The organism is Methylocystis heyeri (assembly GCF_004802635.2).
Lineage (GTDB): Bacteria > Pseudomonadota > Alphaproteobacteria > Rhizobiales > Beijerinckiaceae > Methylocystis > Methylocystis heyeri.
Genome location: NZ_CP046053.1, coordinates 117,144 through 138,615, shown reverse-complemented (window position 1 = coordinate 138,615; position 21,472 = coordinate 117,144). Strand labels below are relative to the sequence as shown.

The window sequence follows — 21,472 nt, the reverse complement described above, 5'->3', positions numbered from 1 at the left end:
TCCTCCGCCGAGCTAATGCGCGGCGATAGCCGCGCCTATGGGGCTCGAATTTCGCGTCAAGCGAAATTCGAGCGCTGAAGAGGGACCGCGCTTTAAGCGCGGTCGCCGCTTTTCCTGTTCAAGAGGTCGAAACACCGTCGTAGGGACGCCTCAAGTTTCGTTGATGGAGCGGTTTGGGGTGTCGTTGGGCGTTCCATATCAGGAAGAGAATCTTGGTTTGGGGTTCGCGTCTGATTTTTGGATTTGGATGAAAATTGTAGGATCGCGGTCTCCCCTGGATCGAAAAATCGGTAGCTGTTCGAGGTGCGCAGCGCGCGTTTTTGCAGGCCGTCGCGCCCGAAGAGATCGACGCAGCGCTCTCTGACCCATTTCAGGCGGTTAACCCAGGTGAGAAGGCCTGCCGCTTCCAGGCGCTTGATGGCGACGGCGACGTGGGAGCGCGAGCAACCCGCGACTTCGGCGATGGTTTCGTAGGACGGAAAGCAAAAGCCGGTGTTCCAATTGGCGAATTGGAACAAGAGGGCGCCGAGGACGGCGTAGTCCTTGGCGGTGATGGCGCCGTAGTGCTTGCCTTTTTTGGTCTTTCGCATGAGCGCGCGGCCGCGCGTCATGAGCCTGGCTCGAAGATTTCTGTCGAGCTGTCTTGGCTTCTCGAAGCCGGCGAATATTTTTCCTCGGCGCGCGCGCAGATGCGGCGCCAGCGCTTGCGCTGTCGTCATGGGATCTCCGTTGGGGTTTGGTCACCCGGCCGGAGCGCTCGAATGCAGGCAAAGACCGATCGTCAGCAGAAACGAGGTTTCCGCTTGACTTGAGGTTTCTTTTGCGGGAATCTCTCAGTTGCGAGCTGGAGAAATTCCCGGCCGGCGCTCAGCGCTCTGGCCAAGTGAGACCCGCCTTCGGGCGGGTTTTTGCTTTCTGGGTGTTCGCTTCTCCGAAATTCGAAGGATTGGGCTACGCAACGGCGTGAAGAGCGCGCCGCACCAGCCGCGCGGCCTCCCGGCGGCGCGACTCGGCTAGGATACGCGAATTATATTAGAGTGCCAAATGGCGCTAAACGCCTTAACTCCTTCGCACGAGCCGTCGCCTTGGCGGGTTGCCCTTGCGCGTTATATTGCTTTAGCAATACCGTTCTTGGATCACGAATTGAGGCTTCGTCGCTTCGATTCGCTCGGGGAATTCTGAAAGGCGCCCGCGACGGATGGTCATGCTCGAAAATTCTGTATATTGAATTGCGAATAGCGCATTTGGGACTGTTGTTCGGCTCGCGAATCTTCGAAACTAGCAGGGATGCGGCGGTTGCGACGGTGTAGGTGGATATGACGCCAAAACGACAAGGGCCGGGGTCTCGGCGGCCCAAACGACACAAGAGCAGGGGAGAGCGCAAGCGCTTGATCGTGATTTCGATTGCGGAGCGGAAGGAGTCTCCTCTCATCGCGGAACTGGCGCGCAGGCTCGATGAAGAGCAACAAAAGAGCGGGATGCTGAAACCGGAATTTGCCGCCTTCATCGGAATATCCGGATCTCAGTACCGCTACGTTCGCACGCATGAAGCCAATCCGACGATCGAAGCGCTGTGCAGAATGGCGAGCGCTCTCGACATTTCGGTTTACGAGCTGTTGGAAGGCAAGGAGCTAGGCGATCGGCGAAACCTCGATCGCTGGGGGATGTCGAAAGCTTTCGGGGAGGTCTTCAAGGCGAAAATGGACGCGAGCGGGCTGGAACGCGAGGAGTTCATCAAAGTCGCGAATATTTCGATGCCGCAATATTACCTCGTGATGCGCGGCCTGGTGAATCCAACGATTTTGACGGCGGTGGAAATCGCGAAGCGCCTGGAGTTGACCGTTTGGCAATTGCTGGGGGTCGAGCCCTGGGATGGCCCGCCGAAAGCGGCGGTTGAGACGACGGCTATGACGGCGGCTGGTTAGTCGGGAGTGTTGGGACTCTTGCGCGCTGCATCGAAAGGGCCTGAGCGGAATCGAACGAGGGGGAGTAGATGAAAGGAGCGCTGCTTTTGGTCGTTCTCCCTGTGATTCTTTTAGGACCGGCTGGCGAGTCCAGGGCGGAAAGAACCGCGCTGGTTCAAATGTATAATTCGCCGGAGATGAACCTCGAGGAGATCGACAGTTCCATATTGGATCAAGTCGGGGCAGGGGGACGCATCAATTTCGCGTTCAATGTGCTGAGCGATTCCACGATCATGGAATCGCTGCGCGGAGCGGCCGAACGCGGCGCTGTCGTGAGAATTTATCTCGATCCCCGCGAACTGGAAAAATTGACGCTCTCGAACGATCACCCCTTGGTGAAACTCTCTCGCACTCGCAACGTGGAAATCAAAGTGAAAGGCCTAAAGGACGGGTTGATGCTCTTGAAATCCTACTCGGTGAACGGGGTGCTGCTGCGAACGGGTTCGGCGAACGAGTCGCAATCGGGATTGGAACGGCAAGACAACGATCTTCTGGTCATTAGCGACAAGCCGACGGTGTCGAGCTTCGATCATAAATTCGAAGTGATGTGGGCTCGCCCGTCGAACACGAAATTCAACTACCAGTGAGGGGTTCGAAGCGCTCCTATCCGGTTAAAACAGATAGCCACTACATGTAGAGTGGCCGGTGAGCCGTACCGAAGCCGTCTGATTGGCTGTACGTGACCTCAAGCTGCCATTCGCCGACCCCCTTGAGGCATGAGACCGATTTCATAGACTCGGTCTAAGCGCTTCTTTTGTCCCTCCGGAATAGTCGGTCAACCAGCCCACGGCTATGATCACCAGTCCCATGAGCAGGTAAAAACCGAATGCCGAGCCGCCATCGGAAAATTTCGGCAGGAAGGCGACAAGCAGCAATGCGGGACCAACGATTCTTTCGATCCATCCGTGAATCCAAAATGGCAGCCAAGGGCGCCAGCCTAGCGGGAAATCCGTTACTAGCGTGAGCGCCAAATGCACGCCGGCCAACGTCCAGGACAGCAATGCCGGCAGGCCTTCGAGCCCCAACAGTTTTGGCGCTAACAGAAACACGGCGACTGTTACATAGTCCAGGTAGCCGTGTGCGCTTGGCGTGATGGGCTTCATGAGCTTTCTCCTTCTCGGCAGCGGCGGAAGGGACGTGGCCGCGCGAGGGGAAAATCTAACGATCCACCATTCGCAAGTCTGTAATCGAGATTACAATTCGATCCGCCTCGATTACGCGGCCGACTCTAGCGCGATATGATTCACGCATATCAGCTCCCGTCGGTAATCCAGCACGCCCCGGCGACGCAGGGCGTTCATGGCCTTGGTCACTGCAGGTCGACTAGCGTAAACGAGATCGGCGATGTCCTGTTGAGTGAGCGGAATCTCAAGCGCATACCCGTGTGGGCACGGCGTCCCAAACACCAGGGCCAGTTCGCGCAAGGTTTGAATGAGTCGCGTCTCGACCGTGTTAGTGAGGATAGTGATCAGTTTCCGTTCCGTCCGTTTCTGCCAGGCTTCGAGTTCGGCGCAGAGGAAAGCGGCGAATTGCGGACTCTCGCCTACGAGACTGTTCAGCTCCTCATGCGTAACTTTGGCTACGTGAATTTCACCCAACGATGTCGCCGTGTGTTCCGATATATGTGCCGCCAATGTGCTCCCGAATACGCCGCCCGGTCCCATCACATCGGTGGTTAGTTGAATTCCTCCTTCCGTGATGTGAGAAAGTTTGACGATTCCCTTGAGCAGCCAAAAGAGACTCGCCAGTCGGTCGCCCTGTCGGTAAACGACTGCCCTATCGTGAAAATCCAAAGTAACGAGGGACGGGGCAATCGTCCTCCAACGAGTGATCTCATGTTCTGACAGCATCAACTATACCCTACGATGCCGGATGGGTCGCCTTTGCCCTCCGTGTTCGAAACAAGAATAGGGGCGCTGAGAGAATGGGTAGAAGCTAAAGCACCGCCGTTCTTGCAGCTGCAATTATGGAACCGCGCGCGAAGGTCCGCAAATTGGCGCAGTGCCGCCGCAGGAAGAATGGCTGCGGCATCCCGATATCTAGTGGGCGTCGGTCTTAACCGGACAGGCACGCTTCGACCTTCGGTCGCCGTTGGCTCGAAGAGCCGTGCCGGGATTTTGCATGGCGGCGTTCATTTGAGAAGCGCGGCGGATTTTGAAGCGGCGGATTGCAATTCGAGAATTTGCGCGAAGTCGGCGCCGATGATGGGCGGCCGCGCTATCCAAACGTCGAGTTCGGAATGACGCGCGAAGAAGGCGAGCGCGTTGGAAAGGCTCGGGGCGTCATAATCGGCATAGATGGTGACGCGGCGAACGCTCGGCGGGAGCGTAACGACGCCAAAGCGATCGGCGCCGAGCGTCGCCCATACGGGAGCGCCGTTTTCGAGAAGCGATGCGGCCCATGCGGTTTCGAATCCTTCGGCGAGGCCGAGATGCTCGGCGACGGGAGCAAGGCGCAGCAGAGCGTCGCCGAGCGGGCCAATGGCGCGGCGCGGGTGTTCGACCTCGGCTTTGCGACGGCCGGAATGATGGAGGAAGGTGAGTTGGACGGCGACGATGTCGCGCGACGGCGCTTGAACGGCGGCGACGAGGCAGGGAAAGCGGCGGGTTTCGTCGTAGCGGTAGGATCTGAGGAAGCGGATGGTTTTGGGCGGGCTCGCCGGCAGAGAGCGCGAGCGCAAATAGGTTTCGGCGGGTGTGCCGGCGACGTCGATCGCCGCGCGCCAGAGCCGCAAGGCGAGGTCGGTCGTGGTTTTGACTGCGCGGCGCGGCGGAACGCCGCCGCCCGGAGTGGCGGGAGCGCGTAGAGGCGAAGCGTCTGGCGCGAGCTTCCGCAAGGCGGCGAGTACCTCGCGGGGATCGCAGCCGGCGAAGCAATGAACCATCAGGCCGCGATCGCCGTCAGACACGCCAAGGGATGGTCGAAGATCGCCGCGTCCTTTGCCGTGGCTGCGCACGGGGCAGCGACAGAGGTAGCCTGCTCCTTCCGGCTTCCCGGCAAGGATTTTGGCGATGTCGGCGGCGCGCTGCTGCATCGGCCCTCGGCCGCTATTGCGCGCGCTCGGCGTCGCGCAACGCCTTGTTCAATATTGCGGTGGGGTGGGGCAGGTCGCGCGCGATCCAAAGCCCGCGTTTGGCCTTCTGAGCTTCGCCTTCGGCGACGGCGTATTGCAGGTTCACAGGTTTGCCGTTGGCGTCGGTGGCGGCGAAGGCGAAACCCTGAGTCACCATGACCGTTCCGAGGTCCAACGTGTTCGCGCCGACGTGAGCGGCGCATACGGTGTAGATCAGGGGCGGCGATGCGGTTTGCGCGACGGCGGTGCACCGGGGTTTGGTGTCGCGAATGAGCGCGGCGAGATAGGCGATGGACGCTTCGCCGCAATCGAGTTTGGCGCCGGCGGGATTGGTGAAAGTGGTTCCGCGAATACAGGATTGAATGCCATAGAGGCGAAAGGTCTGGCCGTTTTGTCCCCAGGTGTCGCCGGTTTGAAACTCGACGCCGCTTTGCGGAATTTCGAAAACGGGGAGGGGCTTCGTGGCACCCTGCGCGGGAGGGGGCGGCGAGGCTGCGCCAGATTGCTGCGCCAGGGCGAGCGGAGCGAGTAGTAGCGGCGCAAGGAAAAAAGCGAGGGCGCGCGCAAGGTCACGGGGGAGGGGCAACGACATTGGTGCGGCCCTCGGGTTCAAGCGACGCTGGCGGGAAGGTTGACGGGCGCGTTACCGGGGCTGGGCGATATGACGCCGCCGGGGTTCGCGCCGCTGCCGGGACAATTGGTCCCGCCATTGTTGGTGGGGGTCGTCGTCCCGCCGTTTTGACAGGTGGAGGCAGCCTGATTGATTTTGTTTTGTATGGCTTTGCCCCAGGAACAAATGCTTTGCCCATTGCCATCGAGATTCGCCGTGCCATTGCGCAGCGTGGCGCCGGTGGCGATGACGCCGCCATTTCCGGAGGTTGGACATGCGCCTCCGCCTTGCAGCGCTGCGACATCGTTTTTGCAGATGAGCGGACCGAATTGGAAACAGGCCGCTAGCGTGCCGGGGGTCACATTATACCCGCCGACTTGACCGTTGTTGGCCAGGGTTTGATATGCGCCCGATGTGTTGGAATTGCCGACCTGCTTGGCCCAGGTGTCGACTTGAGTTTGGAGTGATGAGTTTAGGTACTGGCTGGAGCTCGTACCAGCAGGAAGATTGGAACTGGTGAGCTGAAGGACGCCGAAATTATTGCCGTTGCTCTCGCATGTGTTTCCACCTGATTCGGCGATGCCGGCGCCGCCAAAGGTGCACGAACTGCTTTTGAGCGCTTGGCTTGCATAGGGGGAATTTTGAATTGCTTGGGATATTTGTGCAGCAGAGTACTGCTGATTTGCGCAGCCGGCTTGGAGATAGGCAAAGGCCGAGTTCGTCGAAAGAAAATATGCCGCCACGGCGGCTGCGAGCGTTCCGAGGCGCATCGTCGTCTCCGATCGAGATTTCAATTTAGAGGCACGGTGAGGTTCATGTCGGAGCGCACGCCGTCATAGACGTCGAAGAAGGAGAGCGTGCGAGTCGCCGGATTGAGCGAAACGATGGTTTGATATTGCTTTTGCGCGTTTGAGGCAGCGTCGTAGCCTTTGACGCCGCGAAGGGAGGAAACGAGAAAATTGGGGAGTTCGCTGATGAGCCGTGTGCCGCTATTGCGAAGTTCGACCAGGCGAGCAGGGCAAAATCTCGAGTTGGGCAGGCCGGTGTTCGAGCAGTTGTTGTTGATTGCCGAAACTATGTAGGTATGCCCCTGAATCTCAACGGTCACGGTGAAAACCTCCGCAACCAGAGGGACGTCGTGCATGCCCGGCTGGGTTTGGAGGCGCCTTTGAAATTTGAGCAGACCCGGAATCTGGTCGCGCCAAATTTGCAGTTGAGGATTCGTCGCGGGGTTCGCCGTCAGTGAGATCGTTTCCGCGAGCAAGCGATGTTCGATTGTCGGCTGCTGCTCCGCGAGAGCCGGGCGGACGACGAGGAGCGCAGAAACAAGAATGAAGAGCGTTTTTGATAGCCTCATAATTTTCTCGTTCGCGCGCGCGCAAACTTTTTTGGCGCGCTCAGACAGGCGGCAAAGACTGAGGGCGAAAGGCGGCGCCAGGGGTTGTGCGGAACACTCGAGTGGAGCGAACCCTTGACGCGGCCAGCCGTCGCCTGCCGTTGAGTCGTCCGCAATTTTCGTCACGGAAAAAAGCGAAGAGCTGACATGGGGGAAATCCTCGATCCTCGAGCTCGGATGGATGACCTATTTCGCGACTCCGACATCGGCTGGATGCAAGAGAACGGTTTGAGCACACTGTGCGATGTCGGTATGTGATACCGTGTAGCGAATTTTGAACGCGCGCACATTTACATCGTAGGAAACGAGCGTCGTGGTCGCCGTCGAATCCTCGATCGGGCCTTCCCCGGTTTTCAGAAGGAAGCAGGCCGCGCCGTCGATGATCGAGTAGTGATCGCCCTCGAAGGTGACGAGCCGCATGGGGCAGACTTTGATTTTAGCGGCGAGCGACGGCGACGGATATTCGTCGGTGCAGACGTGCGGAGTGTGAAGCACGGTGAGCACGACGAGCTTGCTTTGGAAATAGATCGAGAAGTTCCACTCGGATGCGCCGCGATTGCCAACGACGTAGCTCATCGCGGGGTTCGGCTTCTGGCCTGGGAGCAGTGCAGGGGGCGGCTTGCCGTTGCTCTCGTCGAGGCGGTCTTGCCAAATCGAGGCGTAGGCTTCTGCTTCGCCGGTTGGCAAGGCGAGGTCGTAATGCGCCACCGGGCGCCACGCCTCTGGGTCCGATGTGAACTGCGGATTTTGCGACGGCGTTGGGGGCATCGTCGCGAGCTGCGCGAAGGGCTGGGCTGACGGAATGGCCCCGACGGCGAGAGCGGCTCCAAGAGCGAAGATCGAAGAGCGCATCAGCGAGTCCGGCGAAGGAATTGGAGCGCTCTGCGGCCGCCCTCGGCGACGTGACGAATGGCGGCCACGCCAACAAAGAACATCCCGAGCGTCGGGATGAGAATCAGAAGCGCGGTTGCGTTGCCGTGAAGCTGGGTCACGGCATGCGGGAACAGCACGCTGTTGATGACGTATTCCAGCGGATAAAGGACGTAGCCGAAGATCTGGACGGCCGAGGTGTCGAGCCAATCCACGATGACGACGAAGGCCACGATGCCCCAGACCGACAGGACCGCCGGATAGAGCCCCGATGAGCCGCTCGCGCGCGCAAAATTTTCCGCCTCGATGATTTCGAACTCGCGGTGCGAGCAAGATCGCATTTTCTCCTCCAAAGCCGAGCCGAGGTAATAAGTTGCCTCCCGGGAGAGACCGCATTCCCTGCATAGGCCATTCATTTTCATATATTACATCGCTATTGCCATTGCAATATAATTTGGTTAGGGAGGGATCGACAAAGGATTTCCACCCATGCGCTACGCACTGGTTTTTGCCTTGGCGGCCTCTTGGACAGCCAGCGCTCACGGAGAAGAAGCCGAGCCGGGCGTCCTCAGGGAGCGCGGACGAACGGTGGTGGTCAGGCGCCAAGCGCCCGAGAAAACTCCCGCGGCCCAGCCGGAATGTTCGGCGTGGATGGACGCGGCCAGTTTGCGCGATCTCGTCAGGCAGGAAGCGCGAAAGCAGGGCGTCGACGAAAAGGCGGCGCTCGCAATCCTCAATCAAGAATCGACGGATGGCGAGCAGGTCAACTCGCCGAAGGGCGCCCGTGGTCCAATGCAGCTGATGCCGGCCACCGCAGCTCAGTACGGCGTCAAGGACATATGCAACCCGGTGGAGAACGTAACTGGCGGCGTGGCCTTCCTCAAAGATCTGATGGCGCAGTTTCAGGGCAATCTGATGCTGGTCGCGGCGGCTTACAACGCGGGTAGCGAGCGCGTCTACAGGTCGAACGGCGTACCGCCGAACGCGGAAACAGTGCGCTACGTCGCCTCCGTCACCAACAAATATTACGGGCTCGGCGAGTTGACGGTTCGCCGCGGGAAAAGCGCGGCGAGACGCGCAACGGATGGTTCCCCGCTGCAGGAAGTCTCGCGCGCTCCCACTTCAAAGCCCGAGCCGTACAAGGGCCAGCAATGGATAGGCGGTTCGGTTCTTTACGTGAGTTCCGACGAGGAAGGAGACGGTCGATGAAACGCATGAGTCTGTCGAAGGTCGCTTGGGTGATCGCTGCGCTGGCGATGCTCGCGGTATTGACGAGTTCGGACGCAGCCTGGGCGACTGGCTCTACGTTTCAGCCACTGAACACGGCTCTGACCAGCGTGCTCACCTTCATGACGGGCACGTTCGCGACGACCGCGGCGACCGTCGCGGTGGCGGCGGTCGGATTCCTGGCTTTGACCTCGCGCATTCCTTGGTCCTGGTGCTTTTCCGTCGTGATCGGTGTCGCCCTGATTTTCGGCGCCGCGCAGATCGTCCAGTCACTCACCTCCGGAATGGGTGGCGGCTGAATGCGTGCACAGGCGCAACCTCGCCTCGATCCTCTCGTGGGTGGCCTAACTCGGCCGCCCATGATGGTGGGGATTCCATACACGCTCTTCGTGATGGAGTTTTGCATCGTCGTGCTGATCTTCATCAACACGAAAAACCTGCTGATGTTCCTGCTGGTGATCCCGATCCACGGCATCGCATACGCCTTGACCGTAAGGGACAATCGCTTCGTGGACATTATCCTGGTTCGCTTCGGCAAATGCCCCGTCACGCGCAACCATCGCTTTTGGGGCGGCGACTCTTACAAACCGTGAATTGGAGGAAAGAATGGCCAGGCTGGCGAAGCACATTCTGAACTCTATGACGTTTGGGCGTACGGATGCGCGGGAAGCATCCGTCGCACAGCACGTTCCCTACATGCGTCACGTCGAAGAGGACATGCTCAAGACCAAGGAAGGCCACTTCATGATGGTCGTCAAGGTCGGGGGCTTTTGCTTTCAAACCGCCGATCAGGTGGAAATCGACATGCGGCTGTCCAGTCGCAACACGATCGTTCGTTCGATGAACGACAGCCGCTTTGCGGTGTGGTCGCATATCGTTCGCCGTGAAGTGACGCCGGAAATCGGCGGCGACTTCGACAATTTCTTCTGCGCCGAGTTGAACCGCCGCTACATGGAGACACAGGTTCACAAGCGCATGTTCGTGAACGATCTCTACGTCACGATCATTCGCCGCGGCTTTCAAGGCAAGGTCGGCATGGCCGACAAAGCCACAAATTTCTTTCGTAAGGGAATGGGTGTCGATCCGGCTGAATTGCAGGCGGAGGCCAAGCGGGAGTTGCGCGACACGGTCGGCAATTACTGCAAGGAAATGGCGAGCTATGGCGCGCGCGTGCTGGGCTGCGCGATGCGCGAGGGCGTCGTCTGTACTGAAATCGGCGAGTTTCTGGCGCTGTTGCTCAACGGCGGGACGCCGCTGTCGATGGCGCTCCCGCGCATGGGCCTCGACGAATATCTGCCGACGAAGCGGATTACCTTCGGCAAAAAGGCGCTCGAATTCCGCGGCGGCACGCAAAGCGAAGCGCGCTTTGGCGGCATGCTGTCGATTCGCGAATATCCGGCCTATACGGGCGCCGGGATGTTGGACGGACTGTTGCGCGTTCCGCACGAAATGATCGTTTCGCAGTCCTTCGCACTCGAAGACCGCGCGCCGGTGATGTCGCATGTGGCGAAAGTCGAGCGCCAGATCGCCGCCTCCGACGAGAAGGGAACCGCGGTCGAGACGGCCATAAACATCGCGCGCAACGAACTGGTCACGGGCCAAACGGTGCTCGGCTATCATCATCTGACCGTGTGCGCGCTCGGCCGCCGTCTGCGCGATCTCGAAAAATGCGTTCAAGAAGTAACGCAAGAGCTGCAAAATTTCGGGACGATCGTAGTGCGCGAGGACATGAATGCGGAGCCATGCTTTTGGGCGCAGCTTCCGGGGAATTTCAGTTACATCGCGCGGCGCTCGCTGATTTCCTCCCGAAACTTCGTGGCCTTCGCGTCGCTGCACAATTTCGCCGTGGGCAAGAAAGACGGCAATCGGTGGGGACCGGCGATCTCCATTTTGGAGACGACGAGCCAAACCCCATACTTTTTCAATTTTCATCGTCGCCAAGTCGGCAACTTCACTGTCACGGGGCCGACGGGCTCCGGCAAGACGGTGGGACTCGGTTTCCTGCTCTGTCAAGCGATGCGCGTCCATCCGCGGCCGCGCGTGGCGTTCTTCGACAAGGACCGCGGCGCCGATCCACTCATCCGTGCGATGGGAGGAAGCTACGAGGTTCTCTCACCGGGAACGCCTACGGGCTTCAATCCGCTGCAACTCCCGGGAAGCGCGGAGGACCGGAAGTTTCTCGAAGACCTGATAAAATTCATGGTTCGGCCTCAGGGCGGTTCCGATCTCGGCGCACAGCAAATCAAGATCGTTGAGGGCGCGGTCGAGCAGATTTTCGGCGTTCCGATGCGGGAGCGGTGTTTCGCCGACGTGACGCAACTGCTGCGAGGCTCCGAGCGTCTGGGGCAGGAAGATTTGGGGTCGCGCTTCGAAGTGTGGACGAAGGCGCGCGGCTGGCTGTTCAACAATCGAGTGGACGCCTGGACGGCGACGAACGGCATTTTCGGTTTCGACATGACGAAGGTGCTCGACGACGACGATATTCGCACGGCGGCGCTCGGTTACATTTTCCATCGCATTGAAAGCATGATGGACGGCACGCCGATGATGCTCTTCATCGACGAAGGCTGGAAAATTCTCTCCGACGACAAGTTCTCCGGCTTCTTGAACGATAAGCTGAAAACGATCCGCAAGCTCAACGGAATCGTCGGCTTCGGCACGCAATCGGCAAAAGACATCATCTCTTCGCCGATGGGCCATACGCTGCTCGAACAAACGCCGACGAACATTTTCTTCCCCAATCCCAAAGCGGACGAGTTGAGCTACGTCGACGGCTTCAAGCTTTCGGAGCGCGAGTTCGAATGGGTCGTGAACACCCATCCCGACTCGCGCCAGTTTCTCATCAAGCACGACCAGGATTCCGTGATTGCACGGCTCGATCTTTCGAGCCTGCTCGACATGGTGAAAGTGCTGTCCGGCAATGTGGACAGCGTTCAGGAATGCGAAGAGCTTCGCGCGAGGGTGGGTGACGATCCGCGCGTGTGGGTCCCGCTTTTCTGCAATTGGAGGCAATCGTCACGGGAGGCGGCGCATGAGGCGTAAAGCGATCCTTTTTGCACTCGCTGGCGTTTGCGTTGGGCAGAGCGCCAGGGCGGACATTCCCGTAACAGACGCCCCGCGGGAGACGACGGAAAAGAGCATTTCCGACTGCATGACGAAGGCGCGGGTCTATAAGCAGCAAACCCAGCAGCCTTCGCAAGGCATTCGGCAGAGCGTCAACACTCCCGGCCCGTCGGGTGTGCCGAGCGCGGGATCGACCGTGGTTTCCGGGACCGGCGTCACCGCGCCATCCGGCGGACAGGTTTCGGGCGTCGATTTCAGTCAGGTGCTGATGGTTGCGCCGGGCGGCGGCCAAAGCGCGGGAGCCATCAATCTCAAAACCGTGGCTCAGACCGTCGCGTCCTTGGGCGCCGTGCCGAACGCCCTGAGTTCGAACAATTCGAACACTCAGGCCGCGAGCACGATGATGGGTGTTTTGGCGCTCACGCAATCGGCGTGGAATCAGAACAGCACGGCGCGAACCAACAACGGCGCATTGTGGAACCAGGTGATCCAGCTGGCGACGGTGACAGCGCAACTCGTGAACCAGCGGGGCGTCAACATGACCAGTGGCGCGAGCCTGCTCTCGATGGGGCTGACGTTCAGCGCCAATACGGCGACGTTCATTGGCGCGCAACAGAACGCCGACACGAACGCGGTGGTCGTCGCGGCTCCGCGGACGAAATAACGCAAGAGAGCAAGGAAAAGGGCAATGGCGAGAAAGGCGATAGTTTCTGCGATCGCAGTGGCGGCGCTGCTCCATGCGGGAGGCGCGGGCGCGCAAGTGCCGGTGATCGACACCGCGACGTTGACGCAGGCGACGCAGACCGCGGCGAACACCGCGCAGATCATGCAGACCAATCAACAGATCATGAATTATACGCAGCAAACGCTGGCGGCGGTGACCGGCAACCGCTCGACGGGGAATCTTTCGTCGATCGGCTTGAGCGGCGGCTTCTCCATGTCCAGCCTACCGGGACTTTCGCAGCTTCTCGGCGGCGGCGGAATTTCGATGGCGGGGCTCGGGTCGTTCGGCTCCATCGCCTCGTCGATCATCAACGGGCTCAATCTCGTCAAGACGCTGACGGGCGCAAGTTCGGCGTCGACCCCGACCGATCTCGCCTATACGGGCGCGGTGAATACCGCCGCCGCCGTGACTGCCGCCGTCGCCGGCGCGCAAACGGCGGGCTCGTCGCGTTCCACGGCGTTCCAAAGCGGGGCCGGTCAGATTGGCTCGGCGCCCGACGTCAAGGGCTCGATCGACCAGAACTCGCAATTGGTCACGCAAAACGGACAAACGATCAATGAATTGATCGGAACCGTCAATCTGACCAACGCCGCGCTCAATGCGCAGCAACAGCAAGACCTCGCGGCGCAGTCGAAGCTGTCGACGATGTGGACCTATAACCCGGCGCAAGCGACGCTCACCGGGAATTGATCGAAGGAGGCCGCAATGAAGGACGTTTTGAGGAGGGCGGCGATCGTCGCCCTCGCGGTTGCATTCGTGGGTCTGTCGGCTTGCGCGCACAAGGATTTGGTAGCGCCCTGCTATCGCGACACATCGCTCTGGTGGTCCGGATCGGCGTTGGCCGCGGCGAGCGATTGCGGGCCGCTTCTTCCTGTCAATCGTTGAGAGCGAAGGAAGGTCCTGATGGACATCATCACGCAGCTTTTCCAGAAGGTGGATGGTGTGGCGGCTTCGGCCATCCAGCAAATCTACCAATCCCTGTCGCAAGGGCTGCTGCCGGTCTTCACGATCGCTCTCACCATTTACGTCACCTACTGGGGTTATGAAATGATCTACGGGCGCGCGCCATTGACCGCGGGCGCCTTCATCTGGCGGATCGTTCGCATCGCCTTGATTTACAGCCTCGCCTTCGGCTGGTCGGACTTTTCCACGATCGTCGTCGGCACATTCACGCGAGGCGCCGACGGCGTTGCGTCGGCGGTTTGTACAGGCGTCGGCGGCTCGAACTGCGGGACGCCCGAAACTTCCGTCTCTTCGACGCTTTCGACGCTTTTGACCAACGCCTTGAACGCGGGCAAAACCATCGCCTCCTCGGGCGGGTGGGGCGCGGCCATCGGCCTGTCGCTTCTCGCGATCGTCTTGATGATCGCGACGATCATTTTCATCGCGATCGCTATTCTGTACGTGCTGGTGGGAAAGATTGCGCTGTTTTTGTTGCTGGGTCTCGCGCCGCTGTTCATCGCAATGGCGCTGTTCGATTTCTCCTCGGCGCTGTTCACGGGATGGCTGCGGACTTGCGCGCAATACGCTCTCGTGCCCGTCATCGTATACGGGATTCTCGGCTTTCTTCTCACGCTGATGAATCAAACGATCGCCAATCTTGCGGGCGTAACCGACATTTCGTCGGCGATGACCTACGTCGCGCCTTTCCTGGTTCTGTGCGTCGTGGGCAGCGCCATGCTGCCGATGTCCCTGACGATCGCGGCTTCGATCGCCGGCGGTCATTCCCTGGCCGGCGTCGATTACAGCGCCGCCACCTTGGGGAGGCGCATGGGATTTGGAATGGCCTGGCAGGGCCTTTCAATAGGCGGCGCGTTCCTCGGCGGCGCGGCGCTTCGACAGTTGGGGTTGCGGTCCGCCGGCGGGAATGCGGCGGCCGGGCAAAACACGGTGCAAAGCGGCGCCGGAGGCGGGGTGCGAAGTGATCCCGCAGCCGAACAGGTCATGGGCGCGCTGATTGGCGCCCGCGCCGCAGACCTGCGCGAAATCAACCGAAGAAACAACGAAGAGAAATAAGGACTGACGCATGACGACGGATGCGGGCGACGGGCGGCCCAGCCCTTTGGTGAAGGGCCATTATTACGAGGATGGCGCGCGCTGGGAGCGCGACATCTACCGCCGCTTGGAATTGTCACGCAATAGCTGGCGCGTCGTCTCCGTGGTGCTGTGTCTGGCGCTCTTTGGCGCGCTCTGGTCGCTGCTGGCGCTGATCCCCCTGAAATCGACGGAAGTGGTGACGCTGCTCGTCGATAAGGCGACGGGCTTCGTCGAGGTGGCGCGGCCCTTGGAAGAGGGTGGGCCGATCTCGCAACGCGAGGCAGTGACGCAAGCGGCCATCGTCCGCTACATCCGGGCGCGCGAGACCTACGACCCTCCGGCGCTACGCGACAATTTCGAACTCGCGTCTCTGCTTTCGGCGGCAACGGCCAGCAAGGAGCTGACCGAACTCTACTCCCCTGGCAATCCCGACAATCCGGCGAAGCTTTGGGGAGTGACGGGACGCATCAAGGTCTACGTCAAGAGCGTGAACTTTCTGACGAACGGCTGGATGCAAAACCCAAAAACGCAGGCGACGGCCGCCGTGCGCTTCATGACGACGCGCACTACGGAGCGCGAGCAAATCGTTCAGCATTGGGCGGCGAACGTGCGCTTTCGCTACACGAACGAACCGATGAAAAACGAATGGCGTTTCGACAATCCGCTCGGCTTCCAGGTGATCGAATATCGTAAGGATCAAGAATCCGTCATTCCCGCGACGACGGGGGCCCCACAACAATGAAGCGCATTCTTTGCCTCGGCGTCGTCTTGACGACGGCGCTCGCGCCTCCTGCGAGAGCAGAACGCTCGCCAACACCGGTGGTCGCGGATTCACGCATTCGCACGGTTCCTTTCGAGCGCGACAACGTCGTCACGGTTTGGGGAACGCGCGGGGTTTCCACGATCGTCGTGCTTGGCGAGGACGAGAAGATCGAGACCGTTGCTCTCGGCGACTCGCTTGCCTGGCAGGCGGTGCCGGATCAATCTAAGCGCTATCTCTTCATAAAGCCGCTCGATAAGGGCGCGGTCACGAACATGACCATCGTGACGCGCAAGCGCATTTACAGCTTCATTCTGCGCGCGGACTCGCAATCCGCGCATCGGGTCGTCTTCAAAGTGCGCTTCACCTATCCAGAGGATGAAGCCGACGCGCGCCTCATGGAAAAGGCGCGCGAGTTGGCGTCGTTTCCCAACATGCGAAACGCGAAGCGCTCGGGCGTTCGCAATTTCGACTACAGTTACAAGGGGAGCGTCACCCTCAAACCGGAAAATGTCTTCGACGATGGGACGAAGACGTATTTTCGCTTCTCCGGTGAGGTTCCGGGAATTTTCGTCGTTAACACCGATCGCAGCGAAACGCTGATGAACTATCGGCGTGAAGGCGAAATGATCGTCGTCGACAAGACGGCGGGTCAGTGGACGATGCGCAACGGCGACGAAACGGCCTGCGTCTTCAATTTGCGCGCTTCGAGCCGCCCCGAACCGAAAACGCGAGAGAACGACGTGCAAGCCAATCTGCAGGGCGTTCACGCACCGGAAGAAAAGAGCCTCCTGACGCAAGTGCTGGGAAGCGACCCTTTTTCCGCTCCGACGAGCAACGGCTTGTCGAGCTTGGGACAATGAGAGGCTTGGAGTTTTAAGATGGCCGCCGATTTCGACGAAGAAAGCCGACTCGCGAACGAAACGGTGACGCGCCAAGCGTCCAATCCGAGCGTCATGGTGGCGATGGTGATGGCGGCGGTCCTCGCGCTGATTCTCGGTCTCGTTTGGTACACCTCTTCCAAAAAAGGGGGAAAGCCCCAAAACGCCGGCGAAGAGTCTTTCGCGACGGCGAGGCTGCAACCCGGCGTTTCCTTCGACAAGCCTCCGCCGAAGCCAGAGGAAAATAGATTTGTCATTGCTCCGCCTCCACCGGCGGCGGCGACGGTCGTCGCGCCGCCGACTGGAGTTGTGGTCCAGCAAGCGCCCGTGGACGACAGCGAAGCACGCCGGCTGGCGGAATTGGAAAGGCTTCGTAAGGAAGAGGTGGCCAGGCGCGAGGCGCGACTGCGCTCCCCCATGCTGGTCGTGAACGACCGGGAAGGAACGGCTTCGGTCGACGGTTCCGCACATCTGACAGCGGAAGAAAAGGAGGGAGACGCCAACCGCAGGTTTCTCAAGAACGCCGAAAACGACGTTGTTCGGGCGCGCGCCACGAAGAATCATCGCACGGATGCGCTCGTGCCGCAGGGCTTCATGATCAAAGGCATATTGGAAACGGCGATCAGTTCGGATTTGCCGGGCAATGTGCGAGCGACGACGACCGAAGACGTCTATTCCTTCGACGGTCGGCGTGTGCTCATCCCCAAAGGAACGATGCTGACGGGCGAATATCGCTCGGGCCTCAATCGGGGTCAGTCGCGCATTTTCATCGTGTGGACGCGGATGCTGCGCGCCGATGGCGTCTCGCTGATGCTGGGCTCGTACGGAACCGACAGTTTGGGGCGCTCCGGCCTGACCGGCGAAGTGGACAAACATTTCCTCGACAGATTCGGCAATGCGGCGCTGCTGACGATCACGGGGGGCGTGGCGCAATTCGTCGCGCAGCTTGGACAAAACAATCAAAACCAAGCCAGCAATCAGACCTACGCTTTCGATCCGACGACCGGGACGCTGATCCCGATCGGGGGTGGAAGCTCGCAAAATCAGATTGCGCTCAACGCGCGCAGCATCGGCGCGCAAACGATGTCGCAGAGCGTCCAGAAAATGGCCGAGGAGGCTCTGAAGGACGAGATTCACATTCCGCCGACGATATACGTCGATCAGGGAACGCGCATCATCGTTTTCGTGAAGCGCGATCTCGATTTCGAAGATCTCTATCCGGACCCTGTGAAAGAGGCGCTGTATGAACTCAAGCACCCCAATAGACGAGCGCGGGGCGATCGGGATCCCTCTTTGGGAGTCCCTGCCGGTGTTCTTCCGCCAAGCGGCGGAGCCAATTCGTCAATGGTTACAAAACCCTGACGTCATCGAAATCTGCGTCAACGGGCCGGGAGAAGTTTGGGTCGAAACCCTCGGCAAATCGGCGATGGAGCGGTTCGAGGTCGAAGAGCTGACCGAAACGGCGGTAAGGCGGCTTGCGGAGCATGTCGCCGCCGCCACCTCGCAATCGGTCAACTCCTCGACGCCGCTCCTGTCCGCCGCCATGCCGCATGGTGAGCGATTTCAGGGCGTGCTGGCGCCGGCCGCCCCGAGCGGCGGCGCCTTTTCGATCCGCAAGCAGGTCATCGCCAATCTCGATTTGAGCGACTACGCGCGCATGGGCGCTTTTGAGGGTGTGAGGATACGCGGTCCTGCCAAGCCCGATCTCGACCATTACCCGGAAGTCGAAACGGAGCTGGCGTCTCTGCTGCAAGACGCCTCCCCCGAAGGCGTGCGAAGAGCCCTGACGTTTGCGGTGAAAAATCACGTCACGATGATTATTTCGGGCGGAACGTCGTCGGGAAAGACGACCTTCCTCAACGCGCTTCTCAAAGAGGTCCCTGATAGCGAGCGCGTCGTGTCGATCGAGGACACGCGCGAGCTGCAACCGCCGCAACCCAACTGGCTCTCCTTGCTGGCGTCGAAAGGCGGGCAGGGGCTCGCACAGGTTTCCATTCAGAATTTGCTCGAAGCCAGTCTTCGTCTTCGTCCCGATCGCCTGTTTCTCGGCGAAATTCGCGGCGCGGAAGCCGCGACGTTTTTGCAAGCGGTCAACACGGGCCATCCCGGCTCGTTGACGACGCTGCACGCCGATAGTTGTCATGGCGCTTTCGAGCGCCTGGCGCTGATGACGCTGCAATCCGATTTGAAGCTCACCAAAAGCGAAATCATGGAATACGTGCGCTCGGTGGTTCCGATGGTCGTCCAACTGCGCCGCCGGCCGACGCGCGGCGTGTCGGAAATCTATTTTCGTGGCTTTGCGAAAAAAACGTAAGGGGCGCGAATGCGGGTCTTCGCTTATCTCGCTGCTGGCGTCGCGACTTTGCTCGCGGCCTTCCTTCTTTGGGAAGCCGCCTTTGCGCTTGCCGTCGCCATGCACTCGCATAGTTGGGCGCTCTGGCAACGCTTCGCGCATGGGTCCGAGCTGCTGTTGCCCGCGCAATCGGCGATGGCGGAATGGGGCAACCCGGTGGTAAAAAAGATCGTCGGGCGCGCGAGCCTCGGCGCAACGCTTGCTTTCGTCATCGTCTCAGTCGGCGCATCTCAGATTTTCAATAATTTTCGAGCCATTCAAGCGCCGAAAGGCGGCGCGCGTTTGGCGACGGCGAAAGACCTGAAGGCGGCGGGTTTGCTGAACGGCCGGCCGGGTTATTCGATCTTTCTCGGGCGCTTCAACGGCGTCGACGTGCGCTATGGCGGACCGAGCCACATATATGTGAACGGCCCGACGCGCTCGGGCAAGGGCATAGGCTTCGTTCTCGCGAACGCGCTCGAATGGTGCGGCTCCTTGATCGGCTTGGACATAAAGCGAGAAATGTGGGCCGAGATCGGCGCGGCGCGCGCGGCGTTGGGCCAAAGGATTTTCATGTTCTCGCCGGGCTCGCCCGAGTCGCATTGTTGGAATCCGTTGGACCTCGTGTCGCCCTGGCCGGAGCGCGCAACGGATGTCACGAACATCGCGCGCAGTTTGATCGCGACGCCGGCGACGGGTGACGCCTATTGGGCGGAAACGGCGCGGGGGCTGTTCGCCGGGCTTCTCGCCTATGTGCTCGATAGCGAAACGATGCGCGGGCGCCGCACGATCAAATCCGCTTTGAAAATGATGAGTCGCGGGCAAAGCCTCGCGAAGGTCATGGGAGATATCCTCGTCGCGGAGCCCAATTTGAACGAGTTCGTCGTCGACAAATTTCGCCAGCACATAGGGCGGGAAGACAAGCAGCGCATGTCGTTCGAAGCGCACATAACGACGGCGCTCGATGCTTGGAACAATGAGCTGGTGGACAAGGCGACCAGCAGAAGCGACTTCAACATTGCCGATTTGCGCCGCACGCCCTTCACGATTCTGATTGGAACGCCGGTCGGAAATTTCGGGACGGTCGAAGCAGTCGTGCGTCTCCTGGTGCAACAGGTGCATGACGTATTGCTCAAAGAGCTGCCCGGGCTGGACGAACCGCACAAGCTGCTCCTCATGCTCGACGAGTTTTATCAATTCGGGCGTATGCCCGAAATCGTCGATCGTGCGCCGCTCGTGGCAGGCTACGGCTTCCAAATTGCGGTGATCGCGCAAGGCCTGACTCAGATGGACGTGCGCTATGGTCGCGCAACCAGGGATATGTTGATCGGCAATATGGACGTGAAACTCTTGATCGGCGTCGGTGACGACACCACGGCGAAATATTGCGCCGAGGAGGTCGGAAAGCATTGGGTGCGGCGCGAGGGGTGGGGAACCTCCGTCGGCGGCGCCGGCTTCATCGGCGGGATGCCGCGCGCCAGTCGGTCGACGCAGGGGCGCTGGGAATTGGAGCCGCTAATGACCGGAGAAGAGCTGCGGCGGCTCGACTCGAAAAAGTCGTTGTTGCTCGTCCGTGGCCATTACGCCGCGGTCATCGGCAAGATTAACTTCTTCAAGGACGCCGGATATAAGCGAAAGGTCGCGGCGGCGGCGGCCTTTAAGAGCCGGCTGAGCATCCCAGCCGTCGGGGAGAGTCAATGGTCTGCGCCAGTGGAGCCTCAGGCGGCGCGCTTGGGGGCCGGCTCGAAACATGACGCAGCGCTGGCGCGCGTCATGGCGGCGGCGGAAGCCGTTTTCGAAGATTGCGAGGTTTTTCGTGCGGCCTTCGTTACGGCCATGAACGAGACGCGAAACGAGCCGATCGCAGATATTTGCAGGCGCCTTCGAACGGAAGCAGAGAGTTTTGAACCGTTGAAGCGTCGTCGCGGGCTTCTGACACGGCCGGGAGCAAGCGTGGACGCGACGCGCGAGCTGCGGGCGGAAATCGTGTCGGCGCGAAATACCTTGAACGCCGATCGCGCGGAACAATTCGGCGGCGGCGGCGATTGGGGGAGCGTGCAAGGCGCTGAGCCAAGACCGGAAACAACGCGGACGAGTGGGGAGCGCGCGGTCAGTGGGGCTGTTGCCGTAGTGACCTCCGCCGGTAGCGAGCCGGCGGCGGCATCGGCGGCGACAGCCGTAAGCGCTGACGTTTCGGGGGTGACGGGTCAAGCCGAGCGAGCTGAGCGAGCCGATGGGGACGTGCTTAAAATGACGTTGGAAGTGAAAAGCGAGACTGAGGCTTTGCGAAAGGTGATTGCCGAAAGGCTCCAAAACGAACCGGAGCTGAGAGAAAAATTCGAAGGGGAAATGGGAACGGCAGGTTTCAAAGCCGAAATGTTCGTCGACACACCCGACGATTTACCAGAACTGATGTAGGCCGGCTTTGCGTGAAGCTGGACCATGCCGGGTGAGAGCGGTGGAGCGATACGGTGCGAAGCGCGCGTCATGAGCGTGGGAAGCCGCTCACGTTTCGCCTCGAAGCTTTTGGTGTCG

General features: G+C 60.3%; 23 protein-coding genes. 14 read left to right on the top strand and 9 right to left on the bottom strand.

Annotated features, from left to right (window positions below):
* Positions 1-92: 92 nt before the first annotated feature.
* Positions 93-611 (bottom strand): helix-turn-helix domain-containing protein, encoded by a 519-nt coding sequence (locus H2LOC_RS21180; protein ID WP_162009823.1) that lies wholly within the window; start codon positions 609-611, stop codon positions 93-95.
* A gap of 783 nt (positions 612-1,394) precedes the next feature.
* Between H2LOC_RS21180 and H2LOC_RS21175 the strand changes: the two genes are divergently transcribed.
* A complete protein-coding gene (locus H2LOC_RS21175; RefSeq protein ID WP_162009822.1) occupies positions 1,395-1,925 on the top strand; it encodes a helix-turn-helix domain-containing protein in 531 nt (176 codons plus the stop codon).
* Positions 1,926-2,011: 86 nt separating this feature from the next.
* Positions 2,012-2,551: a phospholipase D-like domain-containing protein gene (locus H2LOC_RS21170; RefSeq protein ID WP_162009821.1), complete on the top strand. Its 540-nt coding sequence runs from the start codon at positions 2,012-2,014 to the stop codon at positions 2,549-2,551.
* 141 nt (positions 2,552-2,692) lie between these two features.
* On the opposite strand, the gene H2LOC_RS21165 is transcribed toward H2LOC_RS21170, so the two are convergent.
* The 8 genes from H2LOC_RS21165 to H2LOC_RS21130 form a co-directional block, all read right to left on the bottom strand.
* Positions 2,693-3,067 (bottom strand): DUF4175 domain-containing protein, encoded by a 375-nt coding sequence (locus tag H2LOC_RS21165; RefSeq protein WP_136498174.1) that lies wholly within the window; start codon positions 3,065-3,067, stop codon positions 2,693-2,695.
* Positions 3,068-3,178: 111 nt separating this feature from the next.
* Positions 3,179-3,814 carry a Crp/Fnr family transcriptional regulator gene (locus H2LOC_RS21160; protein WP_136498175.1) on the bottom strand — a complete coding sequence of 212 codons (636 nt, stop codon included), beginning with the start codon at positions 3,812-3,814 and terminating at the stop codon, positions 3,179-3,181.
* Between the two features lie 281 nt (positions 3,815-4,095).
* Positions 4,096-4,998: a DUF7146 domain-containing protein gene (locus H2LOC_RS21155; RefSeq protein WP_136498176.1), complete on the bottom strand. Its 903-nt coding sequence runs from the start codon at positions 4,996-4,998 to the stop codon at positions 4,096-4,098.
* Positions 4,999-5,011: 13 nt separating this feature from the next.
* On the bottom strand, positions 5,012-5,629 hold the full coding sequence (locus H2LOC_RS21150; RefSeq protein ID WP_136498177.1) for a thermonuclease family protein: 618 nt from the start codon (positions 5,627-5,629) through the stop codon (positions 5,012-5,014).
* 17 nt (positions 5,630-5,646) lie between these two features.
* Entirely contained in the window at positions 5,647-6,417 is a 771-nt protein-coding gene (locus H2LOC_RS21145; RefSeq protein WP_154331776.1) for a hypothetical protein, read from the bottom strand.
* A 20-nt stretch (positions 6,418-6,437) separates the two neighbouring features.
* Positions 6,438-7,004: a hypothetical protein gene (locus H2LOC_RS21140; RefSeq protein WP_136498179.1), complete on the bottom strand. Its 567-nt coding sequence runs from the start codon at positions 7,002-7,004 to the stop codon at positions 6,438-6,440.
* Between the two features lie 225 nt (positions 7,005-7,229).
* The gene (locus H2LOC_RS21135) at positions 7,230-7,895 is read right to left on the bottom strand and encodes a hypothetical protein (RefSeq protein WP_136498180.1); all 666 of its coding nucleotides are present in this window, start codon (positions 7,893-7,895) and stop codon (positions 7,230-7,232) included.
* Positions 7,895-8,254, bottom strand: coding sequence for a hypothetical protein (locus H2LOC_RS21130; protein WP_136498181.1), 360 nt, complete (start codon positions 8,252-8,254; stop codon positions 7,895-7,897). Before H2LOC_RS21130 ends, H2LOC_RS21135 begins: the two co-directional genes overlap by 1 nt.
* A gap of 148 nt (positions 8,255-8,402) precedes the next feature.
* Between H2LOC_RS21130 and H2LOC_RS21125 the strand changes: the two genes are divergently transcribed.
* From H2LOC_RS21125 to H2LOC_RS21070, 12 genes are all read left to right on the top strand, one after another.
* Positions 8,403-9,122, top strand: a complete 720-nt coding sequence (locus H2LOC_RS21125; RefSeq protein ID WP_246207308.1) for a lytic transglycosylase domain-containing protein — start codon at positions 8,403-8,405, stop codon at positions 9,120-9,122.
* Positions 9,119-9,439 (top strand): TrbC/VirB2 family protein, encoded by a 321-nt coding sequence (locus tag H2LOC_RS21120; protein ID WP_246207306.1) that lies wholly within the window; start codon positions 9,119-9,121, stop codon positions 9,437-9,439. Before H2LOC_RS21125 ends, H2LOC_RS21120 begins: the two co-directional genes overlap by 4 nt.
* A gap of 36 nt (positions 9,440-9,475) precedes the next feature.
* Positions 9,476-9,733, top strand: coding sequence for a VirB3 family type IV secretion system protein (locus H2LOC_RS21115; RefSeq protein ID WP_246207305.1), 258 nt, complete (start codon positions 9,476-9,478; stop codon positions 9,731-9,733).
* Positions 9,734-9,746: 13 nt separating this feature from the next.
* The gene (locus tag H2LOC_RS21110; RefSeq protein ID WP_136498183.1) at positions 9,747-12,182 is read left to right on the top strand and encodes a VirB4 family type IV secretion/conjugal transfer ATPase; all 2,436 of its coding nucleotides are present in this window, start codon (positions 9,747-9,749) and stop codon (positions 12,180-12,182) included.
* Complete coding sequence (locus H2LOC_RS21105; RefSeq protein ID WP_136498184.1) at positions 12,172-12,867, top strand: hypothetical protein; 696 nt, start codon at positions 12,172-12,174, stop codon at positions 12,865-12,867. Before H2LOC_RS21110 ends, H2LOC_RS21105 begins: the two co-directional genes overlap by 11 nt.
* 24 nt (positions 12,868-12,891) lie before the next feature.
* A complete protein-coding gene (locus H2LOC_RS21100; RefSeq protein ID WP_136498185.1) occupies positions 12,892-13,617 on the top strand; it encodes a type IV secretion system protein in 726 nt (241 codons plus the stop codon).
* 213 nt (positions 13,618-13,830) lie between these two features.
* Complete coding sequence (locus H2LOC_RS21095) at positions 13,831-14,943, top strand: TrbL/VirB6 family protein (RefSeq protein WP_136498186.1); 1,113 nt, start codon at positions 13,831-13,833, stop codon at positions 14,941-14,943.
* A 10-nt stretch (positions 14,944-14,953) separates the two neighbouring features.
* The gene (locus tag H2LOC_RS21090) at positions 14,954-15,706 is read left to right on the top strand and encodes a VirB8 family type IV secretion system protein (protein WP_136498187.1); all 753 of its coding nucleotides are present in this window, start codon (positions 14,954-14,956) and stop codon (positions 15,704-15,706) included.
* On the top strand, positions 15,703-16,587 hold the full coding sequence (locus tag H2LOC_RS21085; RefSeq protein ID WP_136498188.1) for a TrbG/VirB9 family P-type conjugative transfer protein: 885 nt from the start codon (positions 15,703-15,705) through the stop codon (positions 16,585-16,587). Before H2LOC_RS21090 ends, H2LOC_RS21085 begins: the two co-directional genes overlap by 4 nt.
* A gap of 18 nt (positions 16,588-16,605) precedes the next feature.
* Positions 16,606-17,967 carry a type IV secretion system protein VirB10 gene (gene virB10, locus H2LOC_RS21080; protein WP_136498189.1) on the top strand — a complete coding sequence of 454 codons (1,362 nt, stop codon included), beginning with the start codon at positions 16,606-16,608 and terminating at the stop codon, positions 17,965-17,967.
* Complete coding sequence (gene virB11, locus H2LOC_RS21075; RefSeq protein WP_246207302.1) at positions 17,915-18,919, top strand: P-type DNA transfer ATPase VirB11; 1,005 nt, start codon at positions 17,915-17,917, stop codon at positions 18,917-18,919. The genes virB10 and virB11 overlap by 53 nt, the downstream gene beginning before the upstream one ends.
* A gap of 9 nt (positions 18,920-18,928) precedes the next feature.
* A complete protein-coding gene (locus H2LOC_RS21070; protein WP_154331775.1) occupies positions 18,929-21,355 on the top strand; it encodes a type IV secretory system conjugative DNA transfer family protein in 2,427 nt (808 codons plus the stop codon).
* Positions 21,356-21,472: the final 117 nt, after the last annotated feature.